Genomic DNA, 25,381 nt, shown 5'->3' with positions numbered 1-25,381 from the left:
ATGGATCAACATTCTTTACTATTTCAGTCGATGGTATACCTCGCTGCAGCCATCGTGTTTGTGCCGCTGGCCAAAAAGATGGGACTGGGAGCTGTTTTAGGCTACCTGATCGCAGGTATTATCATAGGCCCTTCTTTACTGGGTTTTATAGGAAGAGAGGGAGAAGATATTATGCATTTTGCGGAATTCGGTGTAGTGATGATGCTGTTCCTCATAGGGATAGAGCTGGAACCGGCGCTGTTGTGGCGGCTGCGTTCCTCCATACTCGGACTGGGAGGGCTGCAGGTGATAATCAGTGCCGCTGCCATTGCGGGCATTGCCTACCTGGTAGGACAACCCATCAACACATCGCTGGCACTGGGCATGATCCTTTCGTTGTCGTCCACCGCCATTGTGTTGCAAACGCTGAATGAAAAAGGGTGGATGGGCACATCTGCCGGGCAGAGCGCCTTTTCGGTGTTGCTGTTCCAGGATATTGCCGTGATCCCGATGCTGGCCATATTTCCATTGCTCGCTGGTAATGTCGCAGCAGATGCCGCTCCACACAGCGCCTCCCTGAGGGATAATTTACCCGGATGGGCGCAAACACTGGTAGTGCTGGGCGCAGTAGCCATCATCATTATTGCAGGCATGTACCTGGTGCGGCCGCTGATGCGTATCATTGCCCGGACCCGTGTACGCGAATTATTTACCGCCACGGCCTTGCTGATGGTGGTTGGCATTGCTGTGCTGATGAACCTGGTGGGCCTCAGCTCTGCGCTGGGAGCATTTTTGGGCGGCGTGGTACTTGCCAACAGTGAATACCGCCATGAGCTGGAAAGTGATATTGAACCTTTCAAGGGATTGTTACTCGGCTTATTTTTTATTGCGGTTGGTGCGTCTATTGATTTCAGGCTGATCATGGAACAGCCCTGGCTGATCATGGGTTTGGTAGTAGGGATCATGGCCCTGAAAGGTATTGTGTTGTTGCTGTTGGGAAAAATATTCAGGCTGAGCACCGACCAGAACCTGCTCTTTGCTTTTGCCCTCGCAGACATCGGGGAGTTTGCGTTTGTGTTGCTGTCGTTTACCAGTCAAACGCGGCTGATGAGTAAGGAAATGACCGCCATGATAACAGCAGTAGTAGCCATCAGCATGGCGCTTACCCCGCTGATTATGCTGCTATATGAAAAAGTGATTCAACCGTATTATACCCGCTCAGAAGTAAAAGCGGAAAGGGAAGCAGATGAGATCAACGAAAAGAACCCGGTGATCATTGCAGGCTTTGGCCGCTTCGGCAGCATGACCGGGCGTTTCCTGCGGGCCAATGGTATTAATGCTACTATCCTCGACCTGGATTCCGACCGGGTAGATGCGCTGCACAACCTGGGTATTAAAGTATATTATGGAGATGCGTCCCGTTATGACCTGCTGGTTGCCGCCGGCGCTAAAGATGCAAAAATGCTGATCATTGCCACTGATCATGCGGAACAAACACTGGAAATAGTGAGAATGGCCCAACGGTATTTTCCTCATCTGCAACTGTTGGTAAGGGCAGAAAATAATGAAGATACTTTTGAACTGATGGACCTGGGCGTACTACATATTTACCGCGAAACGGTAGACACTTCCCTGCGTGTTGGCGTGGATGCCCTGCGCATGCTGGGTGGAAGGGCTTACCGGAGTGAACGTGCCGCACGGACTTTCTTCCGCCAGGATGAACGCACCCTGAAAGGCTTATCTGCATTGCGCGATGATAAAAAACAATACATCAGTTCCATGAAGGAACGTATCGATGAAATGGAAAAGCTCATTTCCTCCGACCGTGTAAAAACCTGGCTGGATGAAGGGCAGGGATGGGACCCTGAATCATTGCGTGACGAGATCCGGGGAGAAAAAATTGATGAGGAATAATTTATTGCTGAATATGCTGGATAATGAGTTCTGCCACATGATGTAGCAATCCTACATCTACAGGATTTAAATGATCGTGCATAGGCTTGCTGGAAACAGCGCGTACGTAGCCTTCTTCATCAGGCTCAAAAGTAATTTCATGTTCCTGAACGGCTACCTTATAAACCGTTTTGAATTGCTGATGAGCGGTTTGCACATCCAGGATGTGCGGATGCCCGTTGTATTCAAATTTAAGTGTGAAGAAGTCAGACATATCGTTATTACCGTTGTGCAGTATTCACTTCGCTTTCATCGTGCTGGCGATGATAGTAACGTTTTATCCTGTTTTTTTCATCACGGGAAAACTGATGAATCAACCACAGGCAAAAACAAGCAAGACCGCTGATGATCAATATGTAGCCTATAAACCCAAGGGTGTGGAACACTTTGAACCACATCCAGTCGTTGACTAAGGCGTACTGCGCTAAGATAGCTAAAATCAATCCTGCTGACGCTAATACAATTGCAATTTTTTTCATGGGGGAACTTTTGGGATGCAAAATCTGTTTACATGAATGAAAGGGACAAACGAAATGCCACAACTATTTACGCGCTATACCCGGTTACGGATGTATTTCACGTAGATATTTTTCTACATTACGAGAGTTATAACGAAGCAGTGTGTAAGATTGTTACAGTTGCAGGCGAATTCCCAGCTTGTTTAATCCCTTTACCAGGAAGAGCATGATTACTGCAAAAAAAGCGCACCAGGCAATACCCGGCAGTCCTTCTCCCAATACAGCCGGCAGGCTGATCCCCGCGAGCAACATGCCATAAAAAACAATGTCCGGCAGGATATAAGTGAGCAAAGGATTGGAACCTGCCGGGCGAAAGAAAGCCGTCCACTTACTGACCTGCTTTACATCTATCAGAAAATATAACAGGGAAAATACAGCCACACATATAGCACTGCAATAGAGGCACCAGCTGGGGGTAGCCTGGATCTTGGATAGTTTATAAGCAGGTCTTAACAAAACACCGGCTATCAACAGTAAAATAAGGTATCCCGTTACCCGCGACACCAGCTTACTTCCTTTCAGGCCCAGGTCTTCATCAAAATAAAATAATGTCAGCAACATTCCCGACAACACAATGGAAGTATGCGCAGCATGACCTGCCTGCGATGTAAGCCAGCCCCATTCTCCCATGAACGGCTGTTTACATAAAATATAATACCCGATACATACCGCTATCATCAGCATGATGGCGCCCGCCGCACCTTTAAACACCTGGTAAATGATACATGCATACAGGTATGCCCAGCCTATCAACCCCAAAATACCCCACCAATCCGGGGTTAATCGCTCCGTTCCATCTTCACCTCCGCGGAAAATCAATGCCAGGATGATCAATCCGATCATGCCCGCACCCTTGAAACACCATGCGAGCCATGCGTTTTTAAATTTATAAACATTCCAAACCAGTATAGCGCATACATAAAATAGAAGTGACCACGCGGCGCCACTCATACCGGTAGCAGCTGCATTCACCTTTTCAGCATTTACCATAAAAATACCCAGCACCCACAAACCCAATGTACGCCAGGCAATATGCCGCTGCAACTGCCAGAAAGTATCTCCCTTTGCCAACCGGCTATTGATAGCAAAAGGTACCGACATCCCCACTATAAACAGGAAGGCAGGGAACACCACATCTACAAAGGTCATCCGGTCTTCATTACCATGCGCATGCTGCATCCAGGAAGGGATACCGCTCACTCCCGCCACACTGTTAACGAAAATCATGACAAGAATAGTAATGCCGCGGAAAGCATCGATAGATAAAATGCGGCCAGTCTTTAAATTGTTGATCATAAGCGTTGCAGGTAAGGAAATGACTTTGTACCAAAATACATTATTTACTTTATATTCTCCTGCTGCCGTTAAGCCCATTTTAATAATCAGGTAATAAAAAATAATTACCTTTCTTCCGATAACAAAATCTCAACAGCTTATGATAAAATCCATCCTCACCGGAACCGGTCTGGCTGCCATTACCTGCTTTGCTGCATGTAACCAGGGACAGAAACAACCCGGCACCGACGCATCTTCCACCCCCGACGCAGTAGCCGCTAATGTAGACAGCACCGTAAATCCCACCCAAGATTTTTTTGATTATGCCAACGGCGGCTGGATAAAACGCAATCCCATACCAGCAGAATACAGTTCATGGGGCATCGGTAACCTGGTACAGGAAGAACTGTACAAACGCCTGCGTATCATCAATGAAAAAGCGGTAGAAAATCCTACCGATCCTATCTCTAAAAAAATTGCCGCCTTCTGGACCAGCGGAATGGATTCCGTGCGCATCAACCAGGAAGGCATAAAGCCTATTGAAGCGGAGCTGAAAGCCATTGATGCCATTACCACCATCCCGCAGCTGGTGCAAATGGCCTCCAAGCTGAATATCAACACCGGTGCCTTCTGCAGCCTGTACATCGGGCAGGACGCCAAAAACAGTGACGTCATCGCTGTGCAGCTGGCACAAGGCGGGCTGGGTCTTCCCAACCGCGACTACTACTTCAACACCGACGCACGCACCACCAACATCCGGAATGCCTATCCCGGTCACGTTGCTAAAATGCTGCAATTTGTTGGCTACGACAGCACCGCCGCTAAAAAGGCTGCTGCCGGTATCGTACAACTGGAAACAAACCTGGCTAAAAACAGCCGCAAACTGGAAGCACTCCGTGATCCGGAAGCCAACTACCATAAGATGGCTGTCACCCAGCTAAATAAAATTGCCGGCAACATCGACTGGAATGAGTTCATCAAACAACAAGGCATCAGTAAATTCGCCGATACAATTATTGTTGGCCAGCCGGAATTTTATTCCAACCTGAGCAACGCCGTTAAATCGCAACCACTTCAAACCTGGAAGGACTACCTCAAGTGGAACCTGATCAACGCAGCCTCCCAACATCTCAGCGATACCATCGCCAACACCGACTTCGCATTTTATGGTACCCTTCTCAAAGGACAAGACAAGCAGAAACCGCGTTGGAAACGAGTGCTGGACGCAGAGGAAAGCGCAATGGGAGAGGCCCTCGGCCAACTGTTTGTAAAAGAGTTCTTTAATACCACCGCCAAAAAAAGATATGAAAACCTGGTAGAAGAAATCCGTGCGGAACTGAAAATACGCATTGAACACCTCGACTGGATGAGCGATAGCACCAAGCAAAAAGCATTATACAAACTCTCCAAGATCACCAAGAAAGTAGGCTATCCCGATAAGTGGAAAGATTTTACTGCAATGGATATCAAGGAACAATCGTACCATCAGAACATCGAAGCAGCCCACCAGTGGTGGCAAAACTACCAGATCAACAAACTCGGCAAACCGGTTGACCGTAATGAATGGGATATGACGCCGCAAACATACAATGCCTACTATAACCCCAGCAACAACGAAATTGTGTTGCCTGCCGGTATCTTCACCGTTCCCGGTAAGCGCGATGAAGAGCTGGACGATGCCGTTGTATACGGCTATGCCGGCGCCTCCACCATTGGCCACGAAATCACACACGGGTTTGATGATGAAGGCCGCCAGTTTGATGCCGCCGGCAACCTGAAAAGCTGGTGGACCAAAGACGATGAGAAAAAATTCAATGAGCGCGCATCCGTCATGGTAAAACAATTCAACAACTACGTAGTAGTAGATACCTTACGCATCAACGGCAAAGCCACTCTTGGTGAAAATATCGCGGATCTCGGCGGTATCCTGCTGGGATGGGAAGCGTTCAAAAAAACAGCACAATATAAGAAGAACGAAAAGATCGCCGGATACACGCCGTCGCAGCGGTACTTCATGGGCTACTCCCTGGGCTGGCTGGGCCACACCAAGAAAGAGTCGCTGGCCAGGCAGGTACTGACCGATGTACACTCTCCCGCCAAATTCAGGGTGAACGGTCCTTTTAGCGACGTGGACGCCTTCTACGAAGTGTATGGCGTGAAGCCGGGGGATGGCATGTACCGGGCGGATAGTGCGCGTGTACGCATCTGGTAACGCGCGCGAAGGTTGTCTTACCCAGGATTACGCTGATTTTGTTGATTACCGTAATTTTGTTCTTTGTGATTTTATTACTGATTTTACTTTTGAGTTATTGGTTCTGATTTTACTTTTTTTGATTTTATTTTTTTTAGCCGGATAAATTATCCGGCTCTTTTTTTTATTGGAATAGTTAAATTAGCGTCATTGTTTGTTTAACCTTAATACATGACGTATGATTAACCCAATTTATAAGCATTCGGAGCTTACCGGAAAAATTATTGGCTGTGCCATGCAAGTGCATCAGATACTCGGATCAGGATTTCAGGAAGTAATTTACCAGCGTGCATTGGCCATCGAAATGAGCGAAAAACAAATTCCATTTGAAAGAGAAAAAGACATGCCTATATACTATAAAGGTGAAGTAGTGGGAAGCAGACGAGCTGATTTCCTGGTGGAAAACGTTGTTGCTGTAGAACTAAAGGCTTTATCATTAATGGAGCAATCAAACATCTTACAAGCCAAAAGCTATATCGAAGCATATAACGTAGAAACCGGATTACTTATTAACTTTGGCCGGCCAAGCTTAGAATTTAAAAGACTCATTAACGGAAAATATAAATGACAATAAATCCTTCCATCACAAAAAAAATTATCAGCGCAATCATTATAATCAGCGTAATCCTGAGTAAGACAACCTCCGCTCAAACCGGGCTGGAATTGTATAAGCCCGTAAACGAAACACCCCGCCACTACGTATGCCAGGAAACGAAAAATAAAGTAGTGATCGATGGTAAACTCGATGAAGCCGCCTGGCAACAAGCCGCCTGGACGGAAGATTTCAAAGACATCGAAGGCGACGCTAAACCGGCGCCGGCACTGCGCACCAGGGTGAAGATGATGTGGGACCAGCAATATCTTTATATCGCAGCTACGCTGCAGGAGCCACATATCTGGGGAACACTGGTGGAGCATGACGCCATTATTTTCCGGGATAATGACTTTGAAGTATTTATAGATCCCGATGGAGATACCCACCAATACTACGAGATAGAAATCAATGCTTTAAATACCGTGATGGACCTGTTTATGGGTAAGCCTTACCGCAACATGGGAGAGGCGCTGATCAACTGGGACACCAAAGGAATTATCACTGCCATACATATCGATGGCACTATTAATAATCCGTCGGATACCGATAAAGAGTGGACAGTAGAGATGGCCGTGCCTTTCAGCGCCCTCAGCTTCTTCAATAAAAACCAACGACCCGGAGAGAATAGCCTGTGGCGCATCAATTTTTCGCGGGTGGAGTGGGACACTGATACTAAAAACGGCAAGTACGTAAAACAACAGCAGCCAGAACACAACTGGGTTTGGTCGCCACAAGGAATTGTGAATATGCATGCGCCTGAACGGTGGGGTTACCTGTTGTTTACCAGCAAAGCCAATACTACTTTCCAGCTACCTCCGGCGGAGGAAGCCAAACAATATCTCTGGCAGATTTACAGCGCCCAACTACAATTTAGGCAAGCCAATGGCCGTTATGCTAAAAACTTAAAAGAGCTGAAGATCTCTGAAAAACAAACCGGTACTAATAAAGAAGCATATACATTATCAATGGAAGGCATTTCATTACAGTATAACGCTAGCGTTACCGGTAGTAGTTTTGCTGGATCCGTAAATATCAACCAGGAAGGTAAAGTGTATAGTAACAGAAAATAAGCGCTATGGATAAACGTCTTTTTATAAAATCATTGGGCATCGGTGGATTGGCACTGGCGAAATCTGCGCTGCCGGCCAGCGCAGCTACTGCAAAAGAAACAGCGCCCACACTGGAAAAGAATGCCGTGCAACACCGCGTGTGGATCAATCCGGATCATAAAGATACCGCCGCTGTCTTAAAAGCAAGATACGCTGCTTACAGAAAAGCAGGGATCACGGATATTATGTTTGAGGAAGATAGCGAACTGCATTTTAAAACCGCTAAAGCCAACGGCATCAACGCTCACCGCTGGATGTGGACTATGAATCGCGGGGAAAAAGAACTGCTTGCCAGTCACCCGGAATGGTATGCGCAAAACCGCAAAGGTGAATCCTGCGCCAACCATCCTCCCTATGTGGATTACTACCGCTGGCTATGTCCCAGCAAACCGGAGGTAGTGAATTATCTGAAAGACCAGGTGGAAAAAATCCTTTCACTGGATTACGTGGATGGCATCCATCTCGACTATGTCCGTTACTGCGATGTGATATTACCCGTGAACCTCTGGAGTAATTATGGTATTGATCAGTCGAAGGAATTGCCAGAATACGATTTCTGCTATTGCGAACAATGCCGCAATGCCTATAAAGAAAAACATGGCGCAGATCCTTTACAAATAGAGCATCCCGATCAAAGTCCTTCCTGGCGCAAGTTCCGCTACGACCGGATCACTAATGTGGTGAGCAATCTCGCACAAGTAGCCCGGCAACATAAAAAGCCAATTTCCGCAGCAGTATTCCCTACTCCTGAAATCGCCAAACGTATCGTACGCCAGGATTGGACCAACTGGCCATTGAACGCCATCTGCCCAATGATCTATCATGGCTTTTACAGGGAAAACGTGAGCTGGATCGGCGATGCGGTAGCAGAAGGTGTGAAGGGGCTCCATGGCGCCTTTCCATTATACGCAGGCCTGTACCTCCCGGACTTCCATGGCAACTACGCCGACCTGGCCGAAGCTGTTAAACTGGCCATCCAGCATGGCGCGGCAGGCGTTTCCATCTTCGGCAACGTAACACCAGAGGTATTGCGCGTGCTGGGCGAGAATGCCTAACGCGTAGGTTGTCTTACTCAGGATTACGCTGATTTTGCTGATTACATTGATTTTACTTTTTGGATTTAAAATGATTATGGGAGATATAAGCGGATATTTTCGCTTATATCTCCCATAATCATTTTAAATCCAACGTGATCAAATCCCGAAAATCAATAAAATCAGCGTAATCCTGAGTAAGACAGCCTCCGCTAAAGCGCGTTTGATGGTCTGTCCGCTGCAGCCTTACCAAAGCTGAGGTTGGGTTTGTTGCCCATTTTAACTACCAGCGTTCCGCCGGCTACCACATCCTGGTGAGTGATGAAACTCTTCGTATATGGTTTACCGTTAAGGGTAACGCTTTGGATATAGATGTTCTCTGCACTGTTGCCGATGGTTTGTACCGTGAAAGTTTTACCGGCGCCTACTTTAATAGTTGCTTTGTCGAACAGCGGGCTGCCTAATACATAGGTGCCGCTGGCCGAGTTTTCAGGGTAGAAGCCCAGGGAGGAGAATACATACCAGGACGACATCGCGCCGCAATCTTCGTTACCAGCAAGACCTTCCGGCTGATCGAAGTAAAATTCTTTCATTACCTGTCTTACTTTTTCAGCGGTTTTCCATTGATAACCGGAGAATGCGTACATATAGGTAACGTGATGACTTGGCTCATTACCATGCGCATACATACCTATGAGACCGGAGATATCGCTGGATGCTTCCGCGCCCATATCGCCTTTAGCGGTGAAGAGGCTGTCGAGTTTGTTGGTGAACGCATCGTCGCCACCCATCAATTGGATCAGTCCTTCCACGTCCTGTGGCACCAGCCAGGTGTATTGCCAGCCGTTACCTTCGGTGAAGTCACCTTTTTCGTGGACGGAGTTAAACGGATCGTAAGGCGTTTTGAAGCTGCCATCGCTCATACGCGGACGTACAAAACGGATGGTGCTATCGAAATAATTGCGGTAGTAAGCAGCGCGTTTTTTGTAGTATTCGAAGTCGGCAGTTTTGCCTAATTTCTTCGCCATGGCTGCAATGCACCAGTCGTCGATGGCGTATTCCATGGCTTTGGAAACGGATTCGTATTCTTTATCTGCCGGGATGTAACCCAATTCCTTTACGTATTTCAAGCCCAGGTCGTCGCGGTTAGCGGTAACCTTCATGGCTTCAAAAGCCTCTTCTGCGTTGAATCCTTTAAATCCTTTCAGGTAAGCGTCCACAATAGGCGGTACGGCGTGATAGCCCACCATACAGTTGGTTTCATTGCCCATCAGCGGCCATACCGGCAATTTGCCTTGTTGTTTGTGGATGGTGAGCATGGAGTTCACGAAACTGTTCACCTTTTCAGGATGCAGGATGGTGGCGAGTGGTGCGCAGGAACGATAAATATCCCAGAGAGAAAATACGGAGTAGTTATCGAAGCCTGGATTGGTATATACTTTTTTATCGGTGCCGCGGTAGCTGCCGTCATGGTCATTGAACAATGCCGGATCAATCATGGTGTGATACATGGCAGTGTAAAATACGCGGCGGGCGGCTTCGTCTTTTGTTTCAATGCTTACTTTAGCCAGTTCCTTGTCCCATTTAGCGTTAGCGCTGTTAATGGTTTTGATGAAGTCCCAGCCTGGTATTTCTGCTTTTATATTTGCCAGTGCGTTTTCGCTGCTTACGGGAGAAACGCCTACTTTCAGCATTACCTGTCCGGGCGATTTATCGAATACAATCACCCCTTTCGCTTCTTTCGATTTTACTTCTTTACCGGTTTGTTTATTATCTCCATCAAATACCAGGAATTGTTTCACCGGTACATTTGATTTAATGGCAAACCAGAGGCGTTGGTCTTCCGCCCATCCCTTGGAGTAGCGGTATCCTTCGAGCGTATATTCATCTACCTGGCGGATAAATGTTTCTACCGGCGCATCCCAGCCGATACCTTCTTTCAGGTCGATGATAATATTGGCAGGTTGATCTTTCGGGAAGGTATACTTATGAAAAGCAACTCTTTCTGAAGCGGTTAATTCTGCTTTGATATTGTAGTCGTCCAACTGAACGGCGTAGTAGCCGGGACGAGCAGTTTCGCGGTCGTGGGAGTAATGGGAGCCGTATCCTGAAGTTGGATCTTCCTGTGTGCCGCGGTTAGTTCTCACCTTGCCGGTGTAGGGCATAATGAGTACATCGCCCAGGTCGCCGATACCGGTTCCGCTGAGGTGCATCTGGGAAAAGCCTATTAATACGCTGTCTGAATAATGATATCCGGAGCACCAATCCCAACCTTTTACAATGTTGGTAGGACCTGTTTGTACTGCGCCGTATGGAACGCTGGCGCCAACAAATACGTGTCCGTGGCCCCCGGAGCCGATATAAGGATCTACTGAAGCAACTGATTTACTTTCAACAAAGCCTGGCAATGATGCTGACTTCTTCTGTGCACTTGTTTGAATGCCGTGAAACAGCATAGCAGATAACGCAAATGCACTACCTATCTTGAATCCCGTGTTCATAATCAAAAACCTTTAATAATCCGGCAATTTACGTCCGGATTATTACTTTTTTCGTTAATTTTTTCACAATACGGCAACGGGTTCCAATTCCTTGACAGGCGCGGGAGAAACATCTTTTTTTAACAGATATTTCCGGGTGTAGATCTGATAGACGATCACCAGCCATAATACCAGGCATGGCAAGGCTTTCACGGCATATGGCATAGCAATATTTCTCCTGAACCAGGGAGTAAGTATATCTGAATGGGAAAAACTGATCAGGAAGATGAGGAAAAACATAAATATGTTATTCCTTCTGGTAGATGGCTGCATTACATACCAGATACATACCGCCGGTATAGCGATGATGTAGGTAGGCGACTCAGAACTGGTGCTGAAAAGTACCGGGAATATCAGTGTGGAGCAGAGTATATACAGCCGGTAACGGGAATTGTAGCGATCTGCCAACCGGGTATATTGTAAAAAGAAAAGTACTACCGCAGGAATGAGTACTACATTATTACTCAGGTCCGGTAAATGAAATACCCTTTTTATAAAGCCTCCGGCAGATATATCCTGGAACAGGATATTCGCGCCTTCATTCAGTTCGTTTTTGTGTACCAGCGCAGCATACCAATCAAAGTAACATTGAATAATATATTGGGGAGAAGATATGATCATGGGTAGTGCAAACATGACCGCGCCCCATAAAAACAGGTAACCGATAAACCGTTTGGGATTGGGGGTAAAGAAGAAGAATGCAAGTCCTACGATACCATAAAAACTTTGTCAGCGTTCCCAACACAATAAAGAAAGCCGCCCAAAGTTCTTTCCCTTTAACCGTATTGGCAAAAGTGAGGATAATGAAAGCGCCGATGAACTGGTTCATCTGGAACCAGCTGCTGGCGCCCATCAGCTCCATTGAACATAGCAACAGGATAATATTCTGTTGCATGCGTAAGAGTGGCAGTTGCCGGATGGCATAAAATAAAACAGCGGAACCGGTGAGCGACCACAACATCGCTCCGAGGTGGATTTCCAAACCTGCAAAAGGAGCAATTACGAGGCTGAATAAGGGGCCATAAAGATTTACATCATAATAATCGGCCGGGTAGGGGATGTATAGTGGCTGCTGGTGAATGACGTGAAAAAATACGTCTTTAAATATGCGGTAATTATTAAAATTATTCCGGGATACTTCCATGAAGGCGCCGATAAAGGACAGGCCAAACCATAAACTCATGATCAGCCATTCCTTTTCTGCCAGGTAAGTCAGCACATTCCTTTTTTCACGCATATCGATAATTGCTAATTAAATAAAAGCTATAGTACGCAGGTATAACGCACCTGGAAGGGGTATCCCTCTATTGTAGTTTTTATTTATTCAGCTCAGATATCCGGTACTCAATTAAAGCGCAGTATTAGTTTTCTGATGCCGCCCATTGTTTGGATTGCTCATTTACAGCGTATACAACGCCGGCAACAATCACACAACAAACGATCAGCAAGGAAACGATCAATAATAACATAGCATTCTGGTTTATTCACATGAACCCAAATTTAAAACAAATCCTTTTAGATAATGCGCTTATGTTTGGAGAAGCAATTTTCGTAAATTACCGGTATGAGTGCAATGGCAACGCCCCGGAAAAAACGCCCGGGGAAAGACGAGAAATTAACCTTCAAAGAGCGGCTGGCAGCTCTTCGCAACCTACCGGCATTTTTCAGGATGGTATGGCAAACCAGTCCAGGGCTCGCTATAGCGAACACTATTCTCAGGGTGGCTCAATCTGCCATGCCGTTATCGTTATTATATGTGGGCAAGCTGATCATCGACCAGGTGGTACACCTCACCAAAGATGCCGGGCATTCCACCACCTGGCTGTGGCAACTGGTGGCGCTGGAATTCGGACTGGCCATATTATCTGATGCGCTAAGTCGCGCTATTTCATTGCTGGATGGCCTTTTGGGCGATCTGTTCGCCAACCATACTTCGGTGAAGATCATGGAACATGCCGCCAAGCTGGACCTCGACCAATTTGAAGATGCAGAATTTTATGATAAGCTGGAACGTGCCCGGCAGCAAACCTCCGGCAGAACCGTGCTGCTGGCACAGGTGCTCAGCCAGGTACAGGACATCATCACGATTGTTTTCCTGGCGGCAGGACTGGTATTCTTCAATCCCTGGCTGATATTATTATTGCTGCTGGCAGTAATCCCGGCGTTCCTGAATGAATCGCACTTCAACGACCTGTATTATAAACTGGCCTGGGGCCAAACGTCCGACCGGCGTGAGCTGGATTATATCCGCTATCTCGGCGCCAGCGATGAAACGGCTAAAGAGGTAAAAGTGTTTGATCTTTCCAATTTCCTGATCAATCGCTTTAAGGTCATCTCCAATAAATTTTATACCGATAAAAAAGTACTGCAGATCAGGGATTCTATCTGGGGAACTGCTTTCGCGGTCGTTGGCGCGGCGGGATATTATGCCGCTTATGTGATCATCATCCTGCAAACGATCCAGGGGCATCTTACCATCGGCGACCTGGCTTTCCTGGCGGGGTCTTTCAGGCAGTTGCGTACCACCTTCCAGGGTATCCTTATCCGGTTTTCCAGTGTTACCCAGGGCGCCCTTTACCTGCGCGACCTGTTTGAATATTTTGAGATACAGCCTAAAATGGTTCCAGTGCTTCATCCCCGGGCATTCCCGCGGCCTATTCAACAGGGATTTACTTTTGAAGATGTAGGCTTTAAATATATCAACTCCGACAAATGGGCTATCCGACACCTCAACTTCACCCTTCATCCCGGCGAGAAATTAGCGCTGGTAGGGGAGAACGGCGCCGGCAAAACCACGTTGGTAAAACTATTATCCCGCCTCTACGACCCCGTAGAAGGACGCATTTTGCTGGATGGCATAGATCTCCGTGAATATGATCTTAAAGAACTGCGTACGCAGGTAGGCGTTATATTCCAGGATTACCAGCGTTACCAGATGACGGTTTCCCAGAACATCGCCGTGGGGAATATCGCAGAAAGCAACAACCTTCCCATGATTGAGGATGCGGCCAGGCAAAGTCTTGCTTTCCCACTCATAGAAAAAATGCCGCTCGGCTATGAACAAATGCTGGGGCGCCGCTTTAACCAGGGTATAGAACTCTCCGGTGGCGAATGGCAAAAGATAGCGCTGGCAAGGGCCTACATGAAAGACGCGCAACTCCTCATACTGGACGAGCCCACCTCCGCCCTCGACGCCCGGGCAGAATACAATGTATTTCTCCGGTTCGCTGATCTTACCCGTGATAAAACCGCCGTGTTAATCTCACACCGGTTTTCCACAGTACGCATGGCTAACCGCATCTTAGTACTGGAACGCGGCACGCTGGTGGAAATCGGGAGCCATGAGGAATTGCTGGCCCGTAAAGGACGTTACGCCGAATTATTTGAATTGCAGGCTGCCGGATACAAATAAAGCGCCTCCGGAAGGAGACGCTTCATAAAAACCTATGGCGGAAAGAAGAGGAAATCCCTCTTTCACTACAGGACGCAGCTCAACGGCTGGTACCCCTATTCTCTATCTTTTTATCGGCAGGCAGCGCCTCGCGGAGATAACACCACTTCAACGTAATGGCCAGCAGCAACATAATTAACGTGGCAACCACCCCTGCCCAGGGCACCTGTTTTCTTTCCTTTCTTGCGGCTTGAATTTTCTTCCAGGCCTGCTGCGGATAATAGTTGCCCATCTGTTTCAACTCTTCCTTCAAAGTGGCTTCCTTGCTTAACTCCGCAAACAACAGCTGGTTCTCCTCACTGGCATCTATCCACGCCTCCAGCTCCTCACTTTCCGCTGCTGAAAGTGCGTTTTCCCAATACTTTATTATTAACCGGGACCGGTGGTAATATGATTCCAGATTATTCTGCAATGGATAAGAAGAAGTTTAATACGAGAAAAGTTTCCGGCTTCAGTCGCCAGTGCAATAACTCCTGTGCCCTTGCTTTCTGGGTTTTCACCCAGCTTACCGGCATCGACATCTCTGCCGCAATCTCTTCGTTTCTCAGTTCCTCCACATAGCTAAGCTTGAAAACTTTACTGCAGCCCTCCGGCAGTGCAGCGATAGCCCGGTTTATTTCCCCGCCTACTTCCGCCCTTATAAAGGCAGCTTTTATACCCGCTTTATGCGCGTGGCAGGCATTCAGCACTTCTTTGTACAGGAACATTTTGATGGCCGGGAAATCATCGTCTTCATGCTCATAATTTATAAACACTTTTTGCACGATATCCTCTGCCAGGGCGGAATCCGCGATCAAAAGATCAGCAAACCGGCAAAGGCGCAGGTATAGCAGGTCAAATAATGACTTCAGTTGGAGGTGAGATTGTTTTGGTAGGTGCGTGGACATTATAGTAAAAATAGGGAGAAAAGAGGGGATTAGCAAAGGGTGATAGGTATTCTATATTTATATTTGTATATCATTTCAAGACAAGTCATACTAATAATGCCATTGAACATCCCACAGCTTATTCTGCAGTTTATCGAAAACCAAACAGAGACACGCACCATGTTATTGCCCTTTCATTACCCCAAAAAGGAGGAATGGGAGGAATTTCAAAGCGGTTTCAGGTATCACGGTCTTTCGGGGGAAGATCTGACTTCAACTAAAGAAGGTGAATGGCAGCCCGGCTGGTACGTCATAGCTCTCAACGAGATGGATGATCCTTTTTTTATTGACCTGAACGAAGAAGCTTCCAGCTTTCCGGTTTATTATGCACTGCATGGAGCGGGGCGATGGGATGCCATTCCCCTCGGTTTCAATATTGTTTCTTTGGGCCACTTTTTGGAAAAGATGGAAAAGGCTGGTAAAGATAAAACCGCCTGCCTTCAACTTGTGGAGCATTCTACAGATATCCGGAATCCTTTCTGGTTAGAACTTCACACGACCATACAGGAATGGGACGATGAAGAAGCGGAAAGCACAGAAATAGACCCTGCATTGCTCCGGTACGGAAAACTGGTGATTACAAACGCCGGCCCCAACAAAGTAAAGGTGGCCAAATACCTCATGAAGATCTGGGATATCGGTCCGCAGGAAGCATTAGTCAGACTGACCCAACAGAATGTACTGGTAGCAAATGGCTTTCTCCTACACTTACAAAAGCATATTGATAATTTGCAGCAGCTTGGAGCAACGGTGGCCTGGACTGATTTACCGATTTAAAATTCCAGGTCCGATTAGGTTCAGGGAAACAACCCAATATTATCCACCACCATATTGTACAGCCGGTCAACGATCAACGATCTTCCGGCCATAAATCCTGACTCGTGTTGAGAAAACTCCGCATCTCCAGCCATTTTATTGGCAATTACCGATTCTGTTTGGCCTTTATATTGCTGATAAATTTCATCGCTACATTTCCTTGCAATGCGCAAATGATCCGCAACCTGCGGTAGGTTAAGCATCGTTTCCAGCTGCGAAACAACTATATCCGGATGAAAGTAAATAGCGCTGCTAAAGCCTTCCCAATCTTCATAACTTAAAAAATCGTGCAGTATTAACAAACAATATACATGAGGGGGTAAATGTCCCAGTTCTTCCAAAGGCAGCCAAAATTTCCGCTGGATATTCTCTGTGGATTCAATGCTTTGTACGATGAGGGTTAAGGCTTCTTCTTTATTATTCTTTGCTTTTTTTAAGATGCGCTGGGATAAGGTAAAGCGCTCCTCGTCAATACTGGAGATGGTTTGCGCAATATCATAATTATGGATTATCAAATGCTTCCTGGCTATTTCTGGTGAGACGGCCGTTTTATTCACGATAACCTGGACCATTTCGGCTTCAAATAACAGCCTTGCTTGCTCTACGTTTCCATTTGTTTGATTAAGCAGGTTAAGACCATGACGGGCGCCAATGGGGATTTGTTGGCGAAGGAGGGCAAGACTTTCTTTATGTAACATTTAATGCGATCACTTGGGTCAGGAGTAGATTATTTGGTTTTTCTTAATACCAGCAATTCTCTTGCTTCAACGTCCAATGCTTCTGCAATCTTAAAAAGAGTTTCCACCGTCGGTTGCATTTGATTCGTACACCATTTAGAAACGGTATTCCGATTCATATCTAAAGTTTCTGCTAACCAATTATTTGTTTTTCCTTTTTCAGCGAGCACTGCTTTTATTCTATTGAATACTTTATCACCCATATTACTGCCTTATAAGCATATTTTTCATCAATATAAGCAGAAACACAATCATTATGACAGCATAAAAATCATACAAATAAGCAGATTATCACAATAAATAATACGCATAATCACATTTATTATTACATTTTTACTATCTTAGCGCACAATAAAAATCTATTGTTATGCAAACCTCCCAATCCTTTTTTCATTACACACACTTATCCGGGCCGGAATCTGTTGATCCCATGCTCGCCATTAACCGCTTTTGTGAGCTGTTCCCTCCTGCTGCAGCACGACAAACACTGTGGCAGTGGCTTTCAGAAACACTCGCTGCGGAGGACACTCAATATGAGGACGCCCAACACAGGGCTGACCTGCTTTTACGTTACAATGAATTGCTGAGACTATTGGGCGCCAATTATCTTTTAAGCTAAAGGCGGCAAATAATAACGAAGCGCTGGTAATATCCCTCTGATATCAATTCCATTTCAAATGAGCAGCATTGACCCCAAAGCGGGCAGCATAGGGGTATGCAGTTGGCTTGCAAACATCTGGATCTGGGCGCAAATGACAAGATCCGGTTGCCGGGGTCAATGCTTATTTGTAAAATTGTCGAAACTTACCTGTAAGCCAAATGCAGGATTTAAGAAAACAGGTGTAAACCTATTTCAGGACTATTCAACCCTAAACTAGGGGCCATAGTGTATTGGGAGTGTATGGGAAGTGTATTGTGAGTGTATGAGGAGTGTATGGGAAGTGTATGGGAACTATATAGGGACTATATGGGGAGTGTATGGGGAGTACGACACATACGCTACTCCTAAGTAACTGAGAAGTATCCGAGAAGTATCCAGGAAGTATAACAGCAGTATTAAGAATACAGGGTGTAAACCAGCTACAGCCCGCTATTTGCCCCTCCACAAAAAAGCCCGGCATCACTGCCAGGCTAGTTCCATAAACCCATTATCTTCAGAGGTTATACAATTCTATACCACGGCAAGCCGTCACAGCCCTTTGGGTGGTGAATGGATGGCCGGATACTGGTACCATTGATTTCAAACCAGGGAAAAGAACTCCAGCCATGCGGATGGTGAATCGTAGGATATAGTTTATCCTCCCGCACCTCATACCAGGGTAGGGAACGGGATCCGCCCGCGTGGTGGATAGTGGTAAAAACATTATTGTCTCTTATTTCATATTCTGCTAATGAACGCCCACCATCAGGATGATGCAATGTTCTGTGGAGTTTCATGGTTAATAATTTTGTAGTAAATAAATTTGGTTAACGGTTATATTTTGGGTTTACTAAACAGTAACGAATATAATAAAATATCTGGTTAGGAAAACACACCAACAACACAAAAAATATTGGGATAAATAGGCAAAAAAACCTTGCGGCAACAGGAAGTCATGGCACAATTAATTTATACCCTTTACCACGTACATTATGAATTCTTGAACCCGGGTGATCTTTAATAATGCGCTTGAGCCTGGATATGTATACGTACAATTTATTAATATCGTGATGCTCCTTTCCGAAAACCGTATCCATAATTGCTTCCATGCTTATTAGTTCATTGCGGTTATCATAGAGGCATCTGTAAACCTTCTTAATTTCCGGTGCAACTTTTCTTGGCCTTCCGTGGGAGCCGTAAAACTCCTTATCTCCGGGAGAATAATAAGGCACCCTTATAGTTCCTTTCATAAGATGTAATTATTGGTGTAGATAAGAGACGCCTGCAATCTGCCTGTCAACTCACGCAGGTTAAAAGTTTTAGGGAAATAGCCATTTGCACCACCTCTGCCAAATACTTCTGCTGATACCAGTGCCAGATCTTCACCGGATAAATAGAAGATAGGTATCTGGCTATCCCTGCTACGTATACGTTCACCAAGATCAATCCCATTCATGCGGGGCATCATAATATCCAACAAACAGGAATGAAATGACATTTCATTAAACAGCATCCATGCGTGCTCTCCGTCAAAAGCGCTATAAACTTCAAGTCCTTGCTGATGGAGGATTTTTTTTACAATGCCGGAAAATATGGTGTCGTCATCGGCATGTAGAATGCGGTGTTTCATAGAAGGTTAAATGGATTACAGGTGATAATAAATTAGCTAAGAGTGCTGAACGGCAAGGCGTCAGCATAATCGTATATGCTTTCCGTTTACCTGAAATATATTTATGATAATCTCTCATACACTCCGATTAATAACTCAAAGAAAAAAACTATTCATCACTAAACCCGAAATCTTAACGGAAAAATTTAATTCTAAAAATCAAAGTGCAGTTTAAATTATCAGAACAACAAAATCTACTACAATAAAGGGTTTCGTAAGTATACATGAGCTTCATTTGTTAATCAGCATTAACAAACATTTGATAAAGTTAGTAGTCCGAAATATTTGTTAATGCGCCAGGTATTTACATTTCATTAATAAACACCAGTTTAACATGAAATAAAGCATACGCATAAACGAATTCTCCCTGCTTATAAATGCTGCCTTATTTATCTACCCAAAAAATATTTTTAAAATTTATTTGGAGATATTAAAAAAATATACTCACCTTTGCATCAACAAAAAAACAACAAACATGTACCGCTCAATTTTTAACATACAATCAAAACACCAGTTTAGTCTGATACCAGGCTATACCAGTGGCGGGGCATGTTATGCTGAAGAATAAGTTGAAATAACGAATTCGATATAACACAGGCCCCGCAAGAGATTGCGGGGCTTTTTATTTGTACTAAAAACTAAAAATACGCATGCAAATGCATACTCATCACATACAATTTAGTAGCGATCATAACAAACCACTGTTATCGGTTTGCTATGGCTATCAAATATTTCATCAACGACGCCGGTTTCGATGAACATAAGTAACGCTTATGTACATACGTAGAAACCGGTCGTGCTGAACGCCCGGTTTTTTTTATGCCCGGTTAAGAACCGCCGCAGAAAGCACAAACACAGTCCGGTAGCTCAACGGTTAGAGCGCCTGCCTTATACGCAGCCAATTATTGGTTCAACTCCAATCCGGACTACAAAAAGCCCTGTGGCGCAATGGTTAGCGCGTCTGCATTTGGAGCAGAAGGTTATTGGTTCGAGTCCAATCAGGGTTACTAAAGACAGTGAGTAAGCAGCGTAGCTACTCACAACCCGGATGAATAGCTCCAATGGTAGAGCAGCGGTTTGAAGCACCGCCCGTGCAGGTTCGACTCCTGCTTCATCCACCCCGCAAATGGAAAGCATTTGCTAAAAAAGCTTCCTCAACAGGAAGACGGGGACAGATGTTCTTCAAAGCAACCCAGGCAGGAGTATCATACTACTCCGCAGTGCAGCCGTAATAACGAGCTGTATGCTGTTGCCGCAAAACACTGTTCCCGCATACATAGTCTGTGGGTAGAAGGTTCGAATCCTTTCCGTTCTTGAAAAACGGTAGCTCATTGGTTAGAGCAATAGACAATCACAGAAGGACTTGGAGTCCTTTACAACAACAAACAAAGCCAGGGCTCACCGTCCCGCCGCCTCATCAAAAGGATGATGCCGGCAGGAGGGTAAACACCTGCAAACAAGGACTACATCAACCCCTTATCATCACTTAGCACTTCCGCCCTAACTGATGAATAAGCACTGATCAACACCTGGTTTTCCGTGTTCATCATCCGGGCAACAGCACTGGCTTTATTTATCAACACCCCCAAAATGAAAGAAAATGAAAAGAGTTACCATCAACGCCTACGAAAGAGGCCTGGTTTTTAAAAACGGCGTTTACCAGCGAATGCTGCCGGTAGGCCGCCACTGGCTGATTAACGAAGATGTAACCATCTACGATATCAACAAGCCATTCATCGCTCCGGTAGAACTGAACATCCTCCTGCAGGATGCAGACGTCACCAACGCATTGCAGGTAGTGGAAGTAAAAGAAACTGAAATTGTGCTGCACTACGAAAATGGATTACTGAAGCAGGTATTGACCGCCGGCAGGTATGCCTTCTGGAAAAATATCATCGACAACAAATTTGTTCGCGCAGATATCGCTAAAATAGCGATCACTGAAAATATAGACCGGTCTACCTTGTGCCACCGGCTGGTAGCGCCTTACGTAAGAACCTTCAGCGTGGAAAACCACGAACAGGCCGTGATGCTGGTAGATGGTAAGTATGCCATGACCCTGTACCCAGGCGTTTATTGCTGGTGGAAGAATAACATCACTATCACCGTTAGTAAAATAGATACCCGGCAGTTACAGGTGGAAGTAAATGGACAGGAAATCCTGACCAAAGACAAAGCAGCACTGCGAATCAACGCATGGGCACAGTACCGGGTTACAGATATCAATAAAGCCGTGTTACAAAACAAGGAATACGAACGGCAGCTGTATGTACAGTTCCAGCTGGCTTTGCGGGAATATATCGCAGCCCTGAACTTCGATGAATTGCTGGAAAAGAAAGATACCCTCGCGCCGGCTATACTGAAAGCAGTAAGCACAAAGGCGGAAGTTCTCGGCATTAACGTGACCAGCTTCGGTATCCGGGATATCATCCTGCCAGGTGATGTGAAAGACATCATGAACCAGGTACTGGTAGCCGAAAAGAAAGCACAGGCCAATATCATCATGCGAAGGGAAGAAACTGCCAGCACCAGGAGCCTGCTCAATACCGCCAAACTCATGGAAGACAATCCCATGTTGTTTAAATTGAAGGAAATGGAGTATGTGGAAAAAATCGCGGAAAAGATCAACAGTATCAGCGTCAGCGGAAATGGCGTACTGATAGATCAGCTGCGGCAAATCTTCATCCCTAAATAAAAAACGGTGGGTCAGCATATGATCCACCGTTTTTATAAAATTCATAGCTTTGCAGTTATGGACGGACAATATAGAAAAGATATCTACCCTGGCCTGGAAGTGGCCATCATCCTGAAGAAAGATCAACGCAGCGGTAAAAAAACCTATGGCATTGTAAAGGATCTGCTCACCTCTGCCGCTTATCATTCCCGCGGTATCAAAGTACGGCTGGAAGACGGACAGGTAGGTAGGGTTGTAGAAACGGATGTGGTAGGAGACGAAGACTAAAGCAACTTCAGGTCCTTCGTGATCCGGTCTATCTCCTCATTTGAATTAGGCCCGATGGCACAACAGGTTTTGGTAGGCACACCACCAAATTCTGTTAACCCCGAATCCGTAATCAACGTGGCATTCAGACCATCTTCCACCGCCTGTTGGTATACCCTTTCCAGGTCTTCTTCAGAATCTACCGACAAACAAATCTTTGTAAAACCTTTCGTCATCCACTCCGATACCTCTTCCGGATTCCTGATATTGGTTTGCAACGTATGCCCGTCGATGGTAGCATGGCGCGTCAAAAAAGCAATGGAAGCATGGGCGCCTTGTGCAATCATTTTTCCCTTGCGCATATTCAAATCCTTGCGCATCACTATTACCTGCTTAACTATCCTGGATGACATATCTCACTGTTTAAGCAGCTAATTTACAAAATTACATAGCCAAAGTTGATGCGTGCACTGGGATACACCGAATTACTATAACCATCGTCCGGCACAAAAGAAACGCCGAAGCGGGCTTCAAAACTGAAATGACGGCCCCAACTGCGCTGCATTCCCCACGCTGGTGTAAAAACAGCCGTGCCTCGGGGAGAATAATAGTCCGTAGTCGTAATAGGACTGCCCTGGTAACCTCCCGTGAAACTGAAAAAATTCCCGGCATTGTTATCTATCCGCTTATTCCGCTCAGCCCGCCGGGCAATACCATAGTACTGCCGAAACTCTGCCGAAAAAACCGGGTAAAGCGCAAACTCCCATTCTTCTCCTAAATAGCTACCATTAGAATAGGAAACTCCCATTTCAATTCCCGCTTCCAGGTTAAGGGTTGCATATTTTAACAAACGTAATTCGTAATTTGCATTAACGCCCACCAGGGAAATATTTGCTTTCAACTGACCTGGTTTTCTCCAGAGATCTTCCTGGGCGCTGGCATGCAAACAAATAAATAATAAAAAGGTGGTGCTAAGGGTTAGCAATTTCTTTGTCATAGTGTATAGAAAATAGGTTTAGAATCCCCACAATATATAGTGTTTCAGGGGAAGCAGAAAAAGTTGTACTTTAATCTTTTCAAGTGTCCAGATAAGAATGCGAAACATACCCACCCTGAATGATGTACACCAGCAATTTGCCGAGTATTTTGATATACCGGCGCTGAAACCGTACGCTTATCTGTTATCAAAGAAAGGCAGCGAAGGGCACATCTGTCTTCATCTCGATAAAATAGCCGCAGAAAAAGAAAATCTCCCGGAATCCTACCAGAAAATAGAAACCAGCAATCAATTGCTGGAAAGTATTCCACTGGTAGGCACGGAGGGCAACGATAAACAACCCTTTGTAATTTACCAGAACCGGCTGTACCTGCAACGCTATTTCCGGTATGAAACCGCATTCCTTCAAAGTATCAGGCAATTCCTGGTAAAGGAAAAAACACAATTGCCTGAAAGGATTGCCCTGTTGCAACAACAGCAACCGCTGATCAGTAAACTATTTGCCGCCACTGGCAGCAATGATAATAACGATCCGGCCGACTGGCAGCTGGCCGCCGCCATCACCGGGGTGCTGAATAATTTTACCATCATCACCGGCGGCCCGGGTACCGGGAAAACCACTACCGTCGCTAAAATACTGGCCATCCTGTTTGCCACCGATCCGGCGCTGAAAGTAGCGCTCGCCGCGCCTACCGGTAAAGCCGCCGCCCGTATGGCGGAAAGCCTGCGCAATACTACTATCGAAGTAGATGCGCCCATCTCTGAAAAGTTCGGGCAGCTGCAACCGGCTACCATACACCGTTTGCTGAAGTCTGTTAATGGCAGCCCGTATTTCAGGCACAATAAAGATAACCCGCTCAACTACGATGTAGTGATCATCGATGAGTGCTCCATGATAGATGTGGCCCTGTTTGCCAAACTGCTGGACGCCATCCATCCGGATACGCGCCTTATTTTGCTGGGCGACAAAGACCAGCTGGCCTCCGTGGAAGCAGGCAGCCTGTTCGGAGACCTCTGCCAGGCACAGGAACACCTGAACCGCTTTACTTCCGGCCGCCGGCAGCTGATCAATAGTTTTATACCGGAACAAAACCGGCAGATTCCCGCCGCAGCAGAACAAAACGATGATCATCACCCGTTGTTCCAGCATCTCGTGGAACTGCGGCGCAGTCACCGTTTCACCGGCGACAAAGGCATTGGTAAATTCAGTAAGGCTATCATCAGTAATAATGTACCGGTAATAACTTCTTTTTTTCCGCCTTCGGCAGATGAACAGGTAGTCGTTGACCCGGATGCTTCGGTACCGCTGTTCGAAGACTTCATTGCCGGCTACGCCGCTTTCATCGCAGAAAAGGATATCGCGGCCGCGCTCAAGCTCCTGAACGCGCAGCGTGTACTCACTGCCGTAAGGGAAGGGCCGCAGGGACTTTACGCCGTAAACAAACAAATAGAAAAATATCTGTTCGATAAAAAACTCATCACCGCCAATGGGGAATTCTATGAAAACCGGCCGGTGATCCTTACCCGTAACTATTATGAACATGGCTTGTTCAATGGCGATACCGGCATCATTCGTGCAGATGAAAATGGTGTGCTCATGGCCTGGTTTGAAGACAGCACCGGCGCCTTAAAAGCCGTGCTGCCCGGCTATTTAACCCAGGCGGAAACCGCCTTTGCCATGACCATCCATAAAAGCCAGGGCTCCGAATTCGGAGAAGTACTGGTATTGTTGCCGGATACCACCGATGTACCTATTCTCACCAGGGAGCTGTTGTACACCGCTGTAAGCCGTGCAAAAAATAAAGTGTATGTACAGGGAACGCCGGAGGTAATACTCATGGCAGCAGAACGCTTCGTGGAAAGGGCCTCCGGCATCGCCTCGAGGTTCAGGGAAGTGAATGCAGCTGCAAATTAAATCACCTGCTTCGGGAATGGCGGAGTGCAAACAAA

At 46.1% G+C, this 25,381-nt stretch carries 26 protein-coding genes and 3 tRNA genes; 14 read left to right on the top strand and 15 right to left on the bottom strand.

Going from position 1 to position 25,381, the window contains the following annotated elements; all coding sequences use genetic code 11:
- Entirely contained in the window at positions 1 to 1,893 is a 1,893-nt protein-coding gene (locus QFZ51_RS04435) for a monovalent cation:proton antiporter-2 (CPA2) family protein (protein ID WP_429043584.1), read from the top strand.
- Between the two features lies 1 nt (position 1,894).
- Here the strand turns inward: QFZ51_RS04435 and QFZ51_RS04430 are convergent, their stop codons facing one another.
- The 3 genes from QFZ51_RS04430 to QFZ51_RS04420 all read right to left on the bottom strand — a co-directional run bounded on the left by QFZ51_RS04430 (position 1,895) and on the right by QFZ51_RS04420 (position 3,746).
- The gene (locus QFZ51_RS04430; RefSeq protein ID WP_370909085.1) at positions 1,895 to 2,146 is read right to left on the bottom strand and encodes a hypothetical protein; all 252 of its coding nucleotides are present in this window, start codon (positions 2,144 to 2,146) and stop codon (positions 1,895 to 1,897) included.
- Between the two features lie 7 nt (positions 2,147 to 2,153).
- A complete protein-coding gene (locus QFZ51_RS04425) occupies positions 2,154 to 2,411 on the bottom strand; it encodes a hypothetical protein (protein ID WP_370909084.1) in 258 nt (85 codons plus the stop codon).
- Positions 2,412 to 2,564: 153 nt separating this feature from the next.
- A complete protein-coding gene (locus QFZ51_RS04420; protein ID WP_429043581.1) occupies positions 2,565 to 3,746 on the bottom strand; it encodes a DUF5009 domain-containing protein in 1,182 nt (393 codons plus the stop codon).
- Between the two features lie 139 nt (positions 3,747 to 3,885).
- Here QFZ51_RS04420 and QFZ51_RS04415 point away from each other — a divergent pair, with 139 nt between their 5' ends.
- The 4 genes from QFZ51_RS04415 (at position 3,886) to QFZ51_RS04400 (ending at position 8,735) form a co-directional block, all read left to right on the top strand.
- Positions 3,886 to 5,937, top strand: coding sequence for a M13 family metallopeptidase (locus QFZ51_RS04415; protein ID WP_429043579.1), 2,052 nt, complete (start codon positions 3,886 to 3,888; stop codon positions 5,935 to 5,937).
- Positions 5,938 to 6,154: 217 nt separating this feature from the next.
- Positions 6,155 to 6,544, top strand: a complete 390-nt coding sequence (locus QFZ51_RS04410) for a GxxExxY protein (protein WP_429043577.1) — start codon at positions 6,155 to 6,157, stop codon at positions 6,542 to 6,544.
- The gene (locus tag QFZ51_RS04405; protein ID WP_429043575.1) at positions 6,541 to 7,641 is read left to right on the top strand and encodes a carbohydrate-binding family 9-like protein; all 1,101 of its coding nucleotides are present in this window, start codon (positions 6,541 to 6,543) and stop codon (positions 7,639 to 7,641) included. The genes QFZ51_RS04410 and QFZ51_RS04405 overlap by 4 nt, the downstream gene beginning before the upstream one ends.
- Before the next feature lie 5 nt (positions 7,642 to 7,646).
- A complete protein-coding gene (locus QFZ51_RS04400; RefSeq protein WP_429043572.1) occupies positions 7,647 to 8,735 on the top strand; it encodes a family 10 glycosylhydrolase in 1,089 nt (362 codons plus the stop codon).
- A 191-nt stretch (positions 8,736 to 8,926) separates the two neighbouring features.
- Here the strand turns inward: QFZ51_RS04400 and QFZ51_RS04395 are convergent, their stop codons facing one another.
- The 3 genes from QFZ51_RS04395 to QFZ51_RS04385 form a co-directional block, all read right to left on the bottom strand.
- A complete protein-coding gene (locus QFZ51_RS04395; protein WP_429043569.1) occupies positions 8,927 to 11,215 on the bottom strand; it encodes a GH92 family glycosyl hydrolase in 2,289 nt (762 codons plus the stop codon).
- A gap of 63 nt (positions 11,216 to 11,278) precedes the next feature.
- Positions 11,279 to 11,890, bottom strand: a complete 612-nt coding sequence (locus tag QFZ51_RS04390) for a hypothetical protein (protein WP_429043567.1) — start codon at positions 11,888 to 11,890, stop codon at positions 11,279 to 11,281.
- A complete protein-coding gene (locus QFZ51_RS04385) occupies positions 11,832 to 12,491 on the bottom strand; it encodes a glycosyltransferase family 87 protein (protein ID WP_429043565.1) in 660 nt (219 codons plus the stop codon). Before QFZ51_RS04385 ends, QFZ51_RS04390 begins: the two co-directional genes overlap by 59 nt.
- A gap of 327 nt (positions 12,492 to 12,818) precedes the next feature.
- Here QFZ51_RS04385 and QFZ51_RS04380 point away from each other — a divergent pair, with 327 nt between their 5' ends.
- Positions 12,819 to 14,666 (top strand): ABC transporter ATP-binding protein, encoded by a 1,848-nt coding sequence (locus QFZ51_RS04380; protein WP_429043562.1) that lies wholly within the window; start codon positions 12,819 to 12,821, stop codon positions 14,664 to 14,666.
- A 79-nt stretch (positions 14,667 to 14,745) separates the two neighbouring features.
- Here the strand turns inward: QFZ51_RS04380 and QFZ51_RS04375 are convergent, their stop codons facing one another.
- Positions 14,746 to 15,117, bottom strand: coding sequence for a hypothetical protein (locus QFZ51_RS04375; protein ID WP_429043559.1), 372 nt, complete (start codon positions 15,115 to 15,117; stop codon positions 14,746 to 14,748).
- Positions 15,107 to 15,592 carry a sigma factor-like helix-turn-helix DNA-binding protein gene (locus QFZ51_RS04370; protein WP_429043557.1) on the bottom strand — a complete coding sequence of 162 codons (486 nt, stop codon included), beginning with the start codon at positions 15,590 to 15,592 and terminating at the stop codon, positions 15,107 to 15,109. Before QFZ51_RS04370 ends, QFZ51_RS04375 begins: the two co-directional genes overlap by 11 nt.
- Positions 15,593 to 15,688: 96 nt before the next feature.
- Between QFZ51_RS04370 and QFZ51_RS04365 the strand changes: the two genes are divergently transcribed.
- Positions 15,689 to 16,408 carry a hypothetical protein gene (locus QFZ51_RS04365; RefSeq protein ID WP_429043554.1) on the top strand — a complete coding sequence of 240 codons (720 nt, stop codon included), beginning with the start codon at positions 15,689 to 15,691 and terminating at the stop codon, positions 16,406 to 16,408.
- A 20-nt stretch (positions 16,409 to 16,428) separates the two neighbouring features.
- Here the strand turns inward: QFZ51_RS04365 and QFZ51_RS04360 are convergent, their stop codons facing one another.
- Both QFZ51_RS04360 and QFZ51_RS04355 read right to left on the bottom strand, forming a co-directional pair.
- A complete protein-coding gene (locus tag QFZ51_RS04360) occupies positions 16,429 to 17,145 on the bottom strand; it encodes a hypothetical protein (RefSeq protein ID WP_429043551.1) in 717 nt (238 codons plus the stop codon).
- 29 nt (positions 17,146 to 17,174) lie between these two features.
- On the bottom strand, positions 17,175 to 17,387 hold the full coding sequence (locus tag QFZ51_RS04355) for a helix-turn-helix transcriptional regulator (protein WP_429043548.1): 213 nt from the start codon (positions 17,385 to 17,387) through the stop codon (positions 17,175 to 17,177).
- 164 nt (positions 17,388 to 17,551) lie between these two features.
- On the opposite strand from QFZ51_RS04355, the gene QFZ51_RS04350 reads away from it, so the two are divergent.
- Positions 17,552 to 17,803, top strand: a complete 252-nt coding sequence (locus QFZ51_RS04350; RefSeq protein ID WP_429043545.1) for a hypothetical protein — start codon at positions 17,552 to 17,554, stop codon at positions 17,801 to 17,803.
- A 542-nt stretch (positions 17,804 to 18,345) separates the two neighbouring features.
- Here QFZ51_RS04350 and QFZ51_RS04345 read toward each other — a convergent pair.
- From QFZ51_RS04345 to QFZ51_RS04335, 3 genes are all read right to left on the bottom strand, one after another.
- The gene (locus tag QFZ51_RS04345; protein ID WP_429043544.1) at positions 18,346 to 18,621 is read right to left on the bottom strand and encodes a hypothetical protein; all 276 of its coding nucleotides are present in this window, start codon (positions 18,619 to 18,621) and stop codon (positions 18,346 to 18,348) included.
- A 156-nt stretch (positions 18,622 to 18,777) separates the two neighbouring features.
- Positions 18,778 to 19,074 (bottom strand): winged helix-turn-helix domain-containing protein, encoded by a 297-nt coding sequence (locus QFZ51_RS04340; protein ID WP_429043542.1) that lies wholly within the window; start codon positions 19,072 to 19,074, stop codon positions 18,778 to 18,780.
- Positions 19,071 to 19,454: a response regulator gene (locus QFZ51_RS04335; RefSeq protein ID WP_429043539.1), complete on the bottom strand. Its 384-nt coding sequence runs from the start codon at positions 19,452 to 19,454 to the stop codon at positions 19,071 to 19,073. Before QFZ51_RS04335 ends, QFZ51_RS04340 begins: the two co-directional genes overlap by 4 nt.
- A gap of 895 nt (positions 19,455 to 20,349) precedes the next feature.
- Between QFZ51_RS04335 and QFZ51_RS04330 the strand changes: the two genes are divergently transcribed.
- From QFZ51_RS04330 to QFZ51_RS04310, 5 genes are all read left to right on the top strand, one after another.
- Positions 20,350 to 20,422 (top strand) — tRNA-Ile (locus QFZ51_RS04330).
- Positions 20,423 to 20,427: 5 nt separating this feature from the next.
- Positions 20,428 to 20,500: transfer RNA gene (locus QFZ51_RS04325), tRNA-Gln, on the top strand.
- A gap of 39 nt (positions 20,501 to 20,539) precedes the next feature.
- Positions 20,540 to 20,611: transfer RNA gene (locus tag QFZ51_RS04320), tRNA-Phe, on the top strand.
- Positions 20,612 to 21,093: 482 nt separating this feature from the next.
- The gene (locus QFZ51_RS04315; RefSeq protein WP_429043537.1) at positions 21,094 to 22,188 is read left to right on the top strand and encodes a slipin family protein; all 1,095 of its coding nucleotides are present in this window, start codon (positions 21,094 to 21,096) and stop codon (positions 22,186 to 22,188) included.
- Positions 22,189 to 22,206: 18 nt separating this feature from the next.
- Entirely contained in the window at positions 22,207 to 22,455 is a 249-nt protein-coding gene (locus QFZ51_RS04310) for a YwbE family protein (protein WP_429043535.1), read from the top strand.
- On the opposite strand, the gene pth2 is transcribed toward QFZ51_RS04310, so the two are convergent.
- A complete protein-coding gene (pth2, locus tag QFZ51_RS04305; protein ID WP_429043533.1) occupies positions 22,452 to 22,847 on the bottom strand; it encodes an aminoacyl-tRNA hydrolase in 396 nt (131 codons plus the stop codon). The genes QFZ51_RS04310 and pth2 overlap by 4 nt on opposite strands.
- A gap of 23 nt (positions 22,848 to 22,870) precedes the next feature.
- Positions 22,871 to 23,431: a hypothetical protein gene (locus QFZ51_RS04300; RefSeq protein ID WP_429043530.1), complete on the bottom strand. Its 561-nt coding sequence runs from the start codon at positions 23,429 to 23,431 to the stop codon at positions 22,871 to 22,873.
- A 97-nt stretch (positions 23,432 to 23,528) separates the two neighbouring features.
- Here QFZ51_RS04300 and recD point away from each other — a divergent pair, with 97 nt between their 5' ends.
- Positions 23,529 to 25,346, top strand: a complete 1,818-nt coding sequence (recD, locus tag QFZ51_RS04295; RefSeq protein ID WP_429043528.1) for an exodeoxyribonuclease V subunit alpha — start codon at positions 23,529 to 23,531, stop codon at positions 25,344 to 25,346.
- The last annotated feature ends 35 nt before the right edge of the window (positions 25,347 to 25,381 follow it).

Origin of the sequence: Chitinophaga sp. W3I9 (assembly GCF_050434025.1) — a bacterium.
In the GTDB taxonomy this organism is placed as follows: domain Bacteria; phylum Bacteroidota; class Bacteroidia; order Chitinophagales; family Chitinophagaceae; genus Chitinophaga.
The sequence above is the reverse complement of the archived record's forward strand: the minus strand, read 5'-3'. Positions and strand labels throughout refer to the sequence as shown.

Excerpts from the sequence above, each read along its gene's own strand:
- QFZ51_RS04435 (WP_429043584.1), top strand. The coding sequence starts at position 1 with ATGGATCAACATTCTTTACTATTTCAGTCGATGGTATACCTCGCTGCA.
- QFZ51_RS04430 (WP_370909085.1), bottom strand. The coding sequence starts at position 2,146 with ATGTCTGACTTCTTCACACTTAAATTTGAATACAACGGGCATCCGCAC.
- QFZ51_RS04425 (WP_370909084.1), bottom strand. The coding sequence starts at position 2,411 with ATGAAAAAAATTGCAATTGTATTAGCGTCAGCAGGATTGATTTTAGCT.
- QFZ51_RS04420 (WP_429043581.1), bottom strand. The coding sequence starts at position 3,746 with ATGATCAACAATTTAAAGACTGGCCGCATTTTATCTATCGATGCTTTC.
- QFZ51_RS04415 (WP_429043579.1), top strand. The coding sequence starts at position 3,886 with ATGATAAAATCCATCCTCACCGGAACCGGTCTGGCTGCCATTACCTGC.
- QFZ51_RS04410 (WP_429043577.1), top strand. The coding sequence starts at position 6,155 with ATGATTAACCCAATTTATAAGCATTCGGAGCTTACCGGAAAAATTATT.
- QFZ51_RS04405 (WP_429043575.1), top strand. The coding sequence starts at position 6,541 with ATGACAATAAATCCTTCCATCACAAAAAAAATTATCAGCGCAATCATT.
- QFZ51_RS04400 (WP_429043572.1), top strand. The coding sequence starts at position 7,647 with ATGGATAAACGTCTTTTTATAAAATCATTGGGCATCGGTGGATTGGCA.
- QFZ51_RS04395 (WP_429043569.1), bottom strand. The coding sequence starts at position 11,215 with ATGAACACGGGATTCAAGATAGGTAGTGCATTTGCGTTATCTGCTATG.
- QFZ51_RS04390 (WP_429043567.1), bottom strand. The coding sequence starts at position 11,890 with ATGTTTGCACTACCCATGATCATATCTTCTCCCCAATATATTATTCAA.
- QFZ51_RS04385 (WP_429043565.1), bottom strand. The coding sequence starts at position 12,491 with ATGCGTGAAAAAAGGAATGTGCTGACTTACCTGGCAGAAAAGGAATGG.
- QFZ51_RS04380 (WP_429043562.1), top strand. The coding sequence starts at position 12,819 with ATGAGTGCAATGGCAACGCCCCGGAAAAAACGCCCGGGGAAAGACGAG.
- QFZ51_RS04370 (WP_429043557.1), bottom strand. The coding sequence starts at position 15,592 with ATGTCCACGCACCTACCAAAACAATCTCACCTCCAACTGAAGTCATTA.
- QFZ51_RS04365 (WP_429043554.1), top strand. The coding sequence starts at position 15,689 with ATGCCATTGAACATCCCACAGCTTATTCTGCAGTTTATCGAAAACCAA.
- QFZ51_RS04360 (WP_429043551.1), bottom strand. The coding sequence starts at position 17,145 with ATGTTACATAAAGAAAGTCTTGCCCTCCTTCGCCAACAAATCCCCATT.
- QFZ51_RS04355 (WP_429043548.1), bottom strand. The coding sequence starts at position 17,387 with ATGGGTGATAAAGTATTCAATAGAATAAAAGCAGTGCTCGCTGAAAAA.
- QFZ51_RS04350 (WP_429043545.1), top strand. The coding sequence starts at position 17,552 with ATGCAAACCTCCCAATCCTTTTTTCATTACACACACTTATCCGGGCCG.
- QFZ51_RS04345 (WP_429043544.1), bottom strand. The coding sequence starts at position 18,621 with ATGAAACTCCACAGAACATTGCATCATCCTGATGGTGGGCGTTCATTA.
- QFZ51_RS04340 (WP_429043542.1), bottom strand. The coding sequence starts at position 19,074 with ATGAAAGGAACTATAAGGGTGCCTTATTATTCTCCCGGAGATAAGGAG.
- QFZ51_RS04335 (WP_429043539.1), bottom strand. The coding sequence starts at position 19,454 with ATGAAACACCGCATTCTACATGCCGATGACGACACCATATTTTCCGGC.
- QFZ51_RS04315 (WP_429043537.1), top strand. The coding sequence starts at position 21,094 with ATGAAAAGAGTTACCATCAACGCCTACGAAAGAGGCCTGGTTTTTAAA.
- QFZ51_RS04310 (WP_429043535.1), top strand. The coding sequence starts at position 22,207 with ATGATCCACCGTTTTTATAAAATTCATAGCTTTGCAGTTATGGACGGA.
- pth2 (WP_429043533.1), bottom strand. The coding sequence starts at position 22,847 with ATGTCATCCAGGATAGTTAAGCAGGTAATAGTGATGCGCAAGGATTTG.
- QFZ51_RS04300 (WP_429043530.1), bottom strand. The coding sequence starts at position 23,431 with ATGACAAAGAAATTGCTAACCCTTAGCACCACCTTTTTATTATTTATT.
- recD (WP_429043528.1), top strand. The coding sequence starts at position 23,529 with ATGCGAAACATACCCACCCTGAATGATGTACACCAGCAATTTGCCGAG.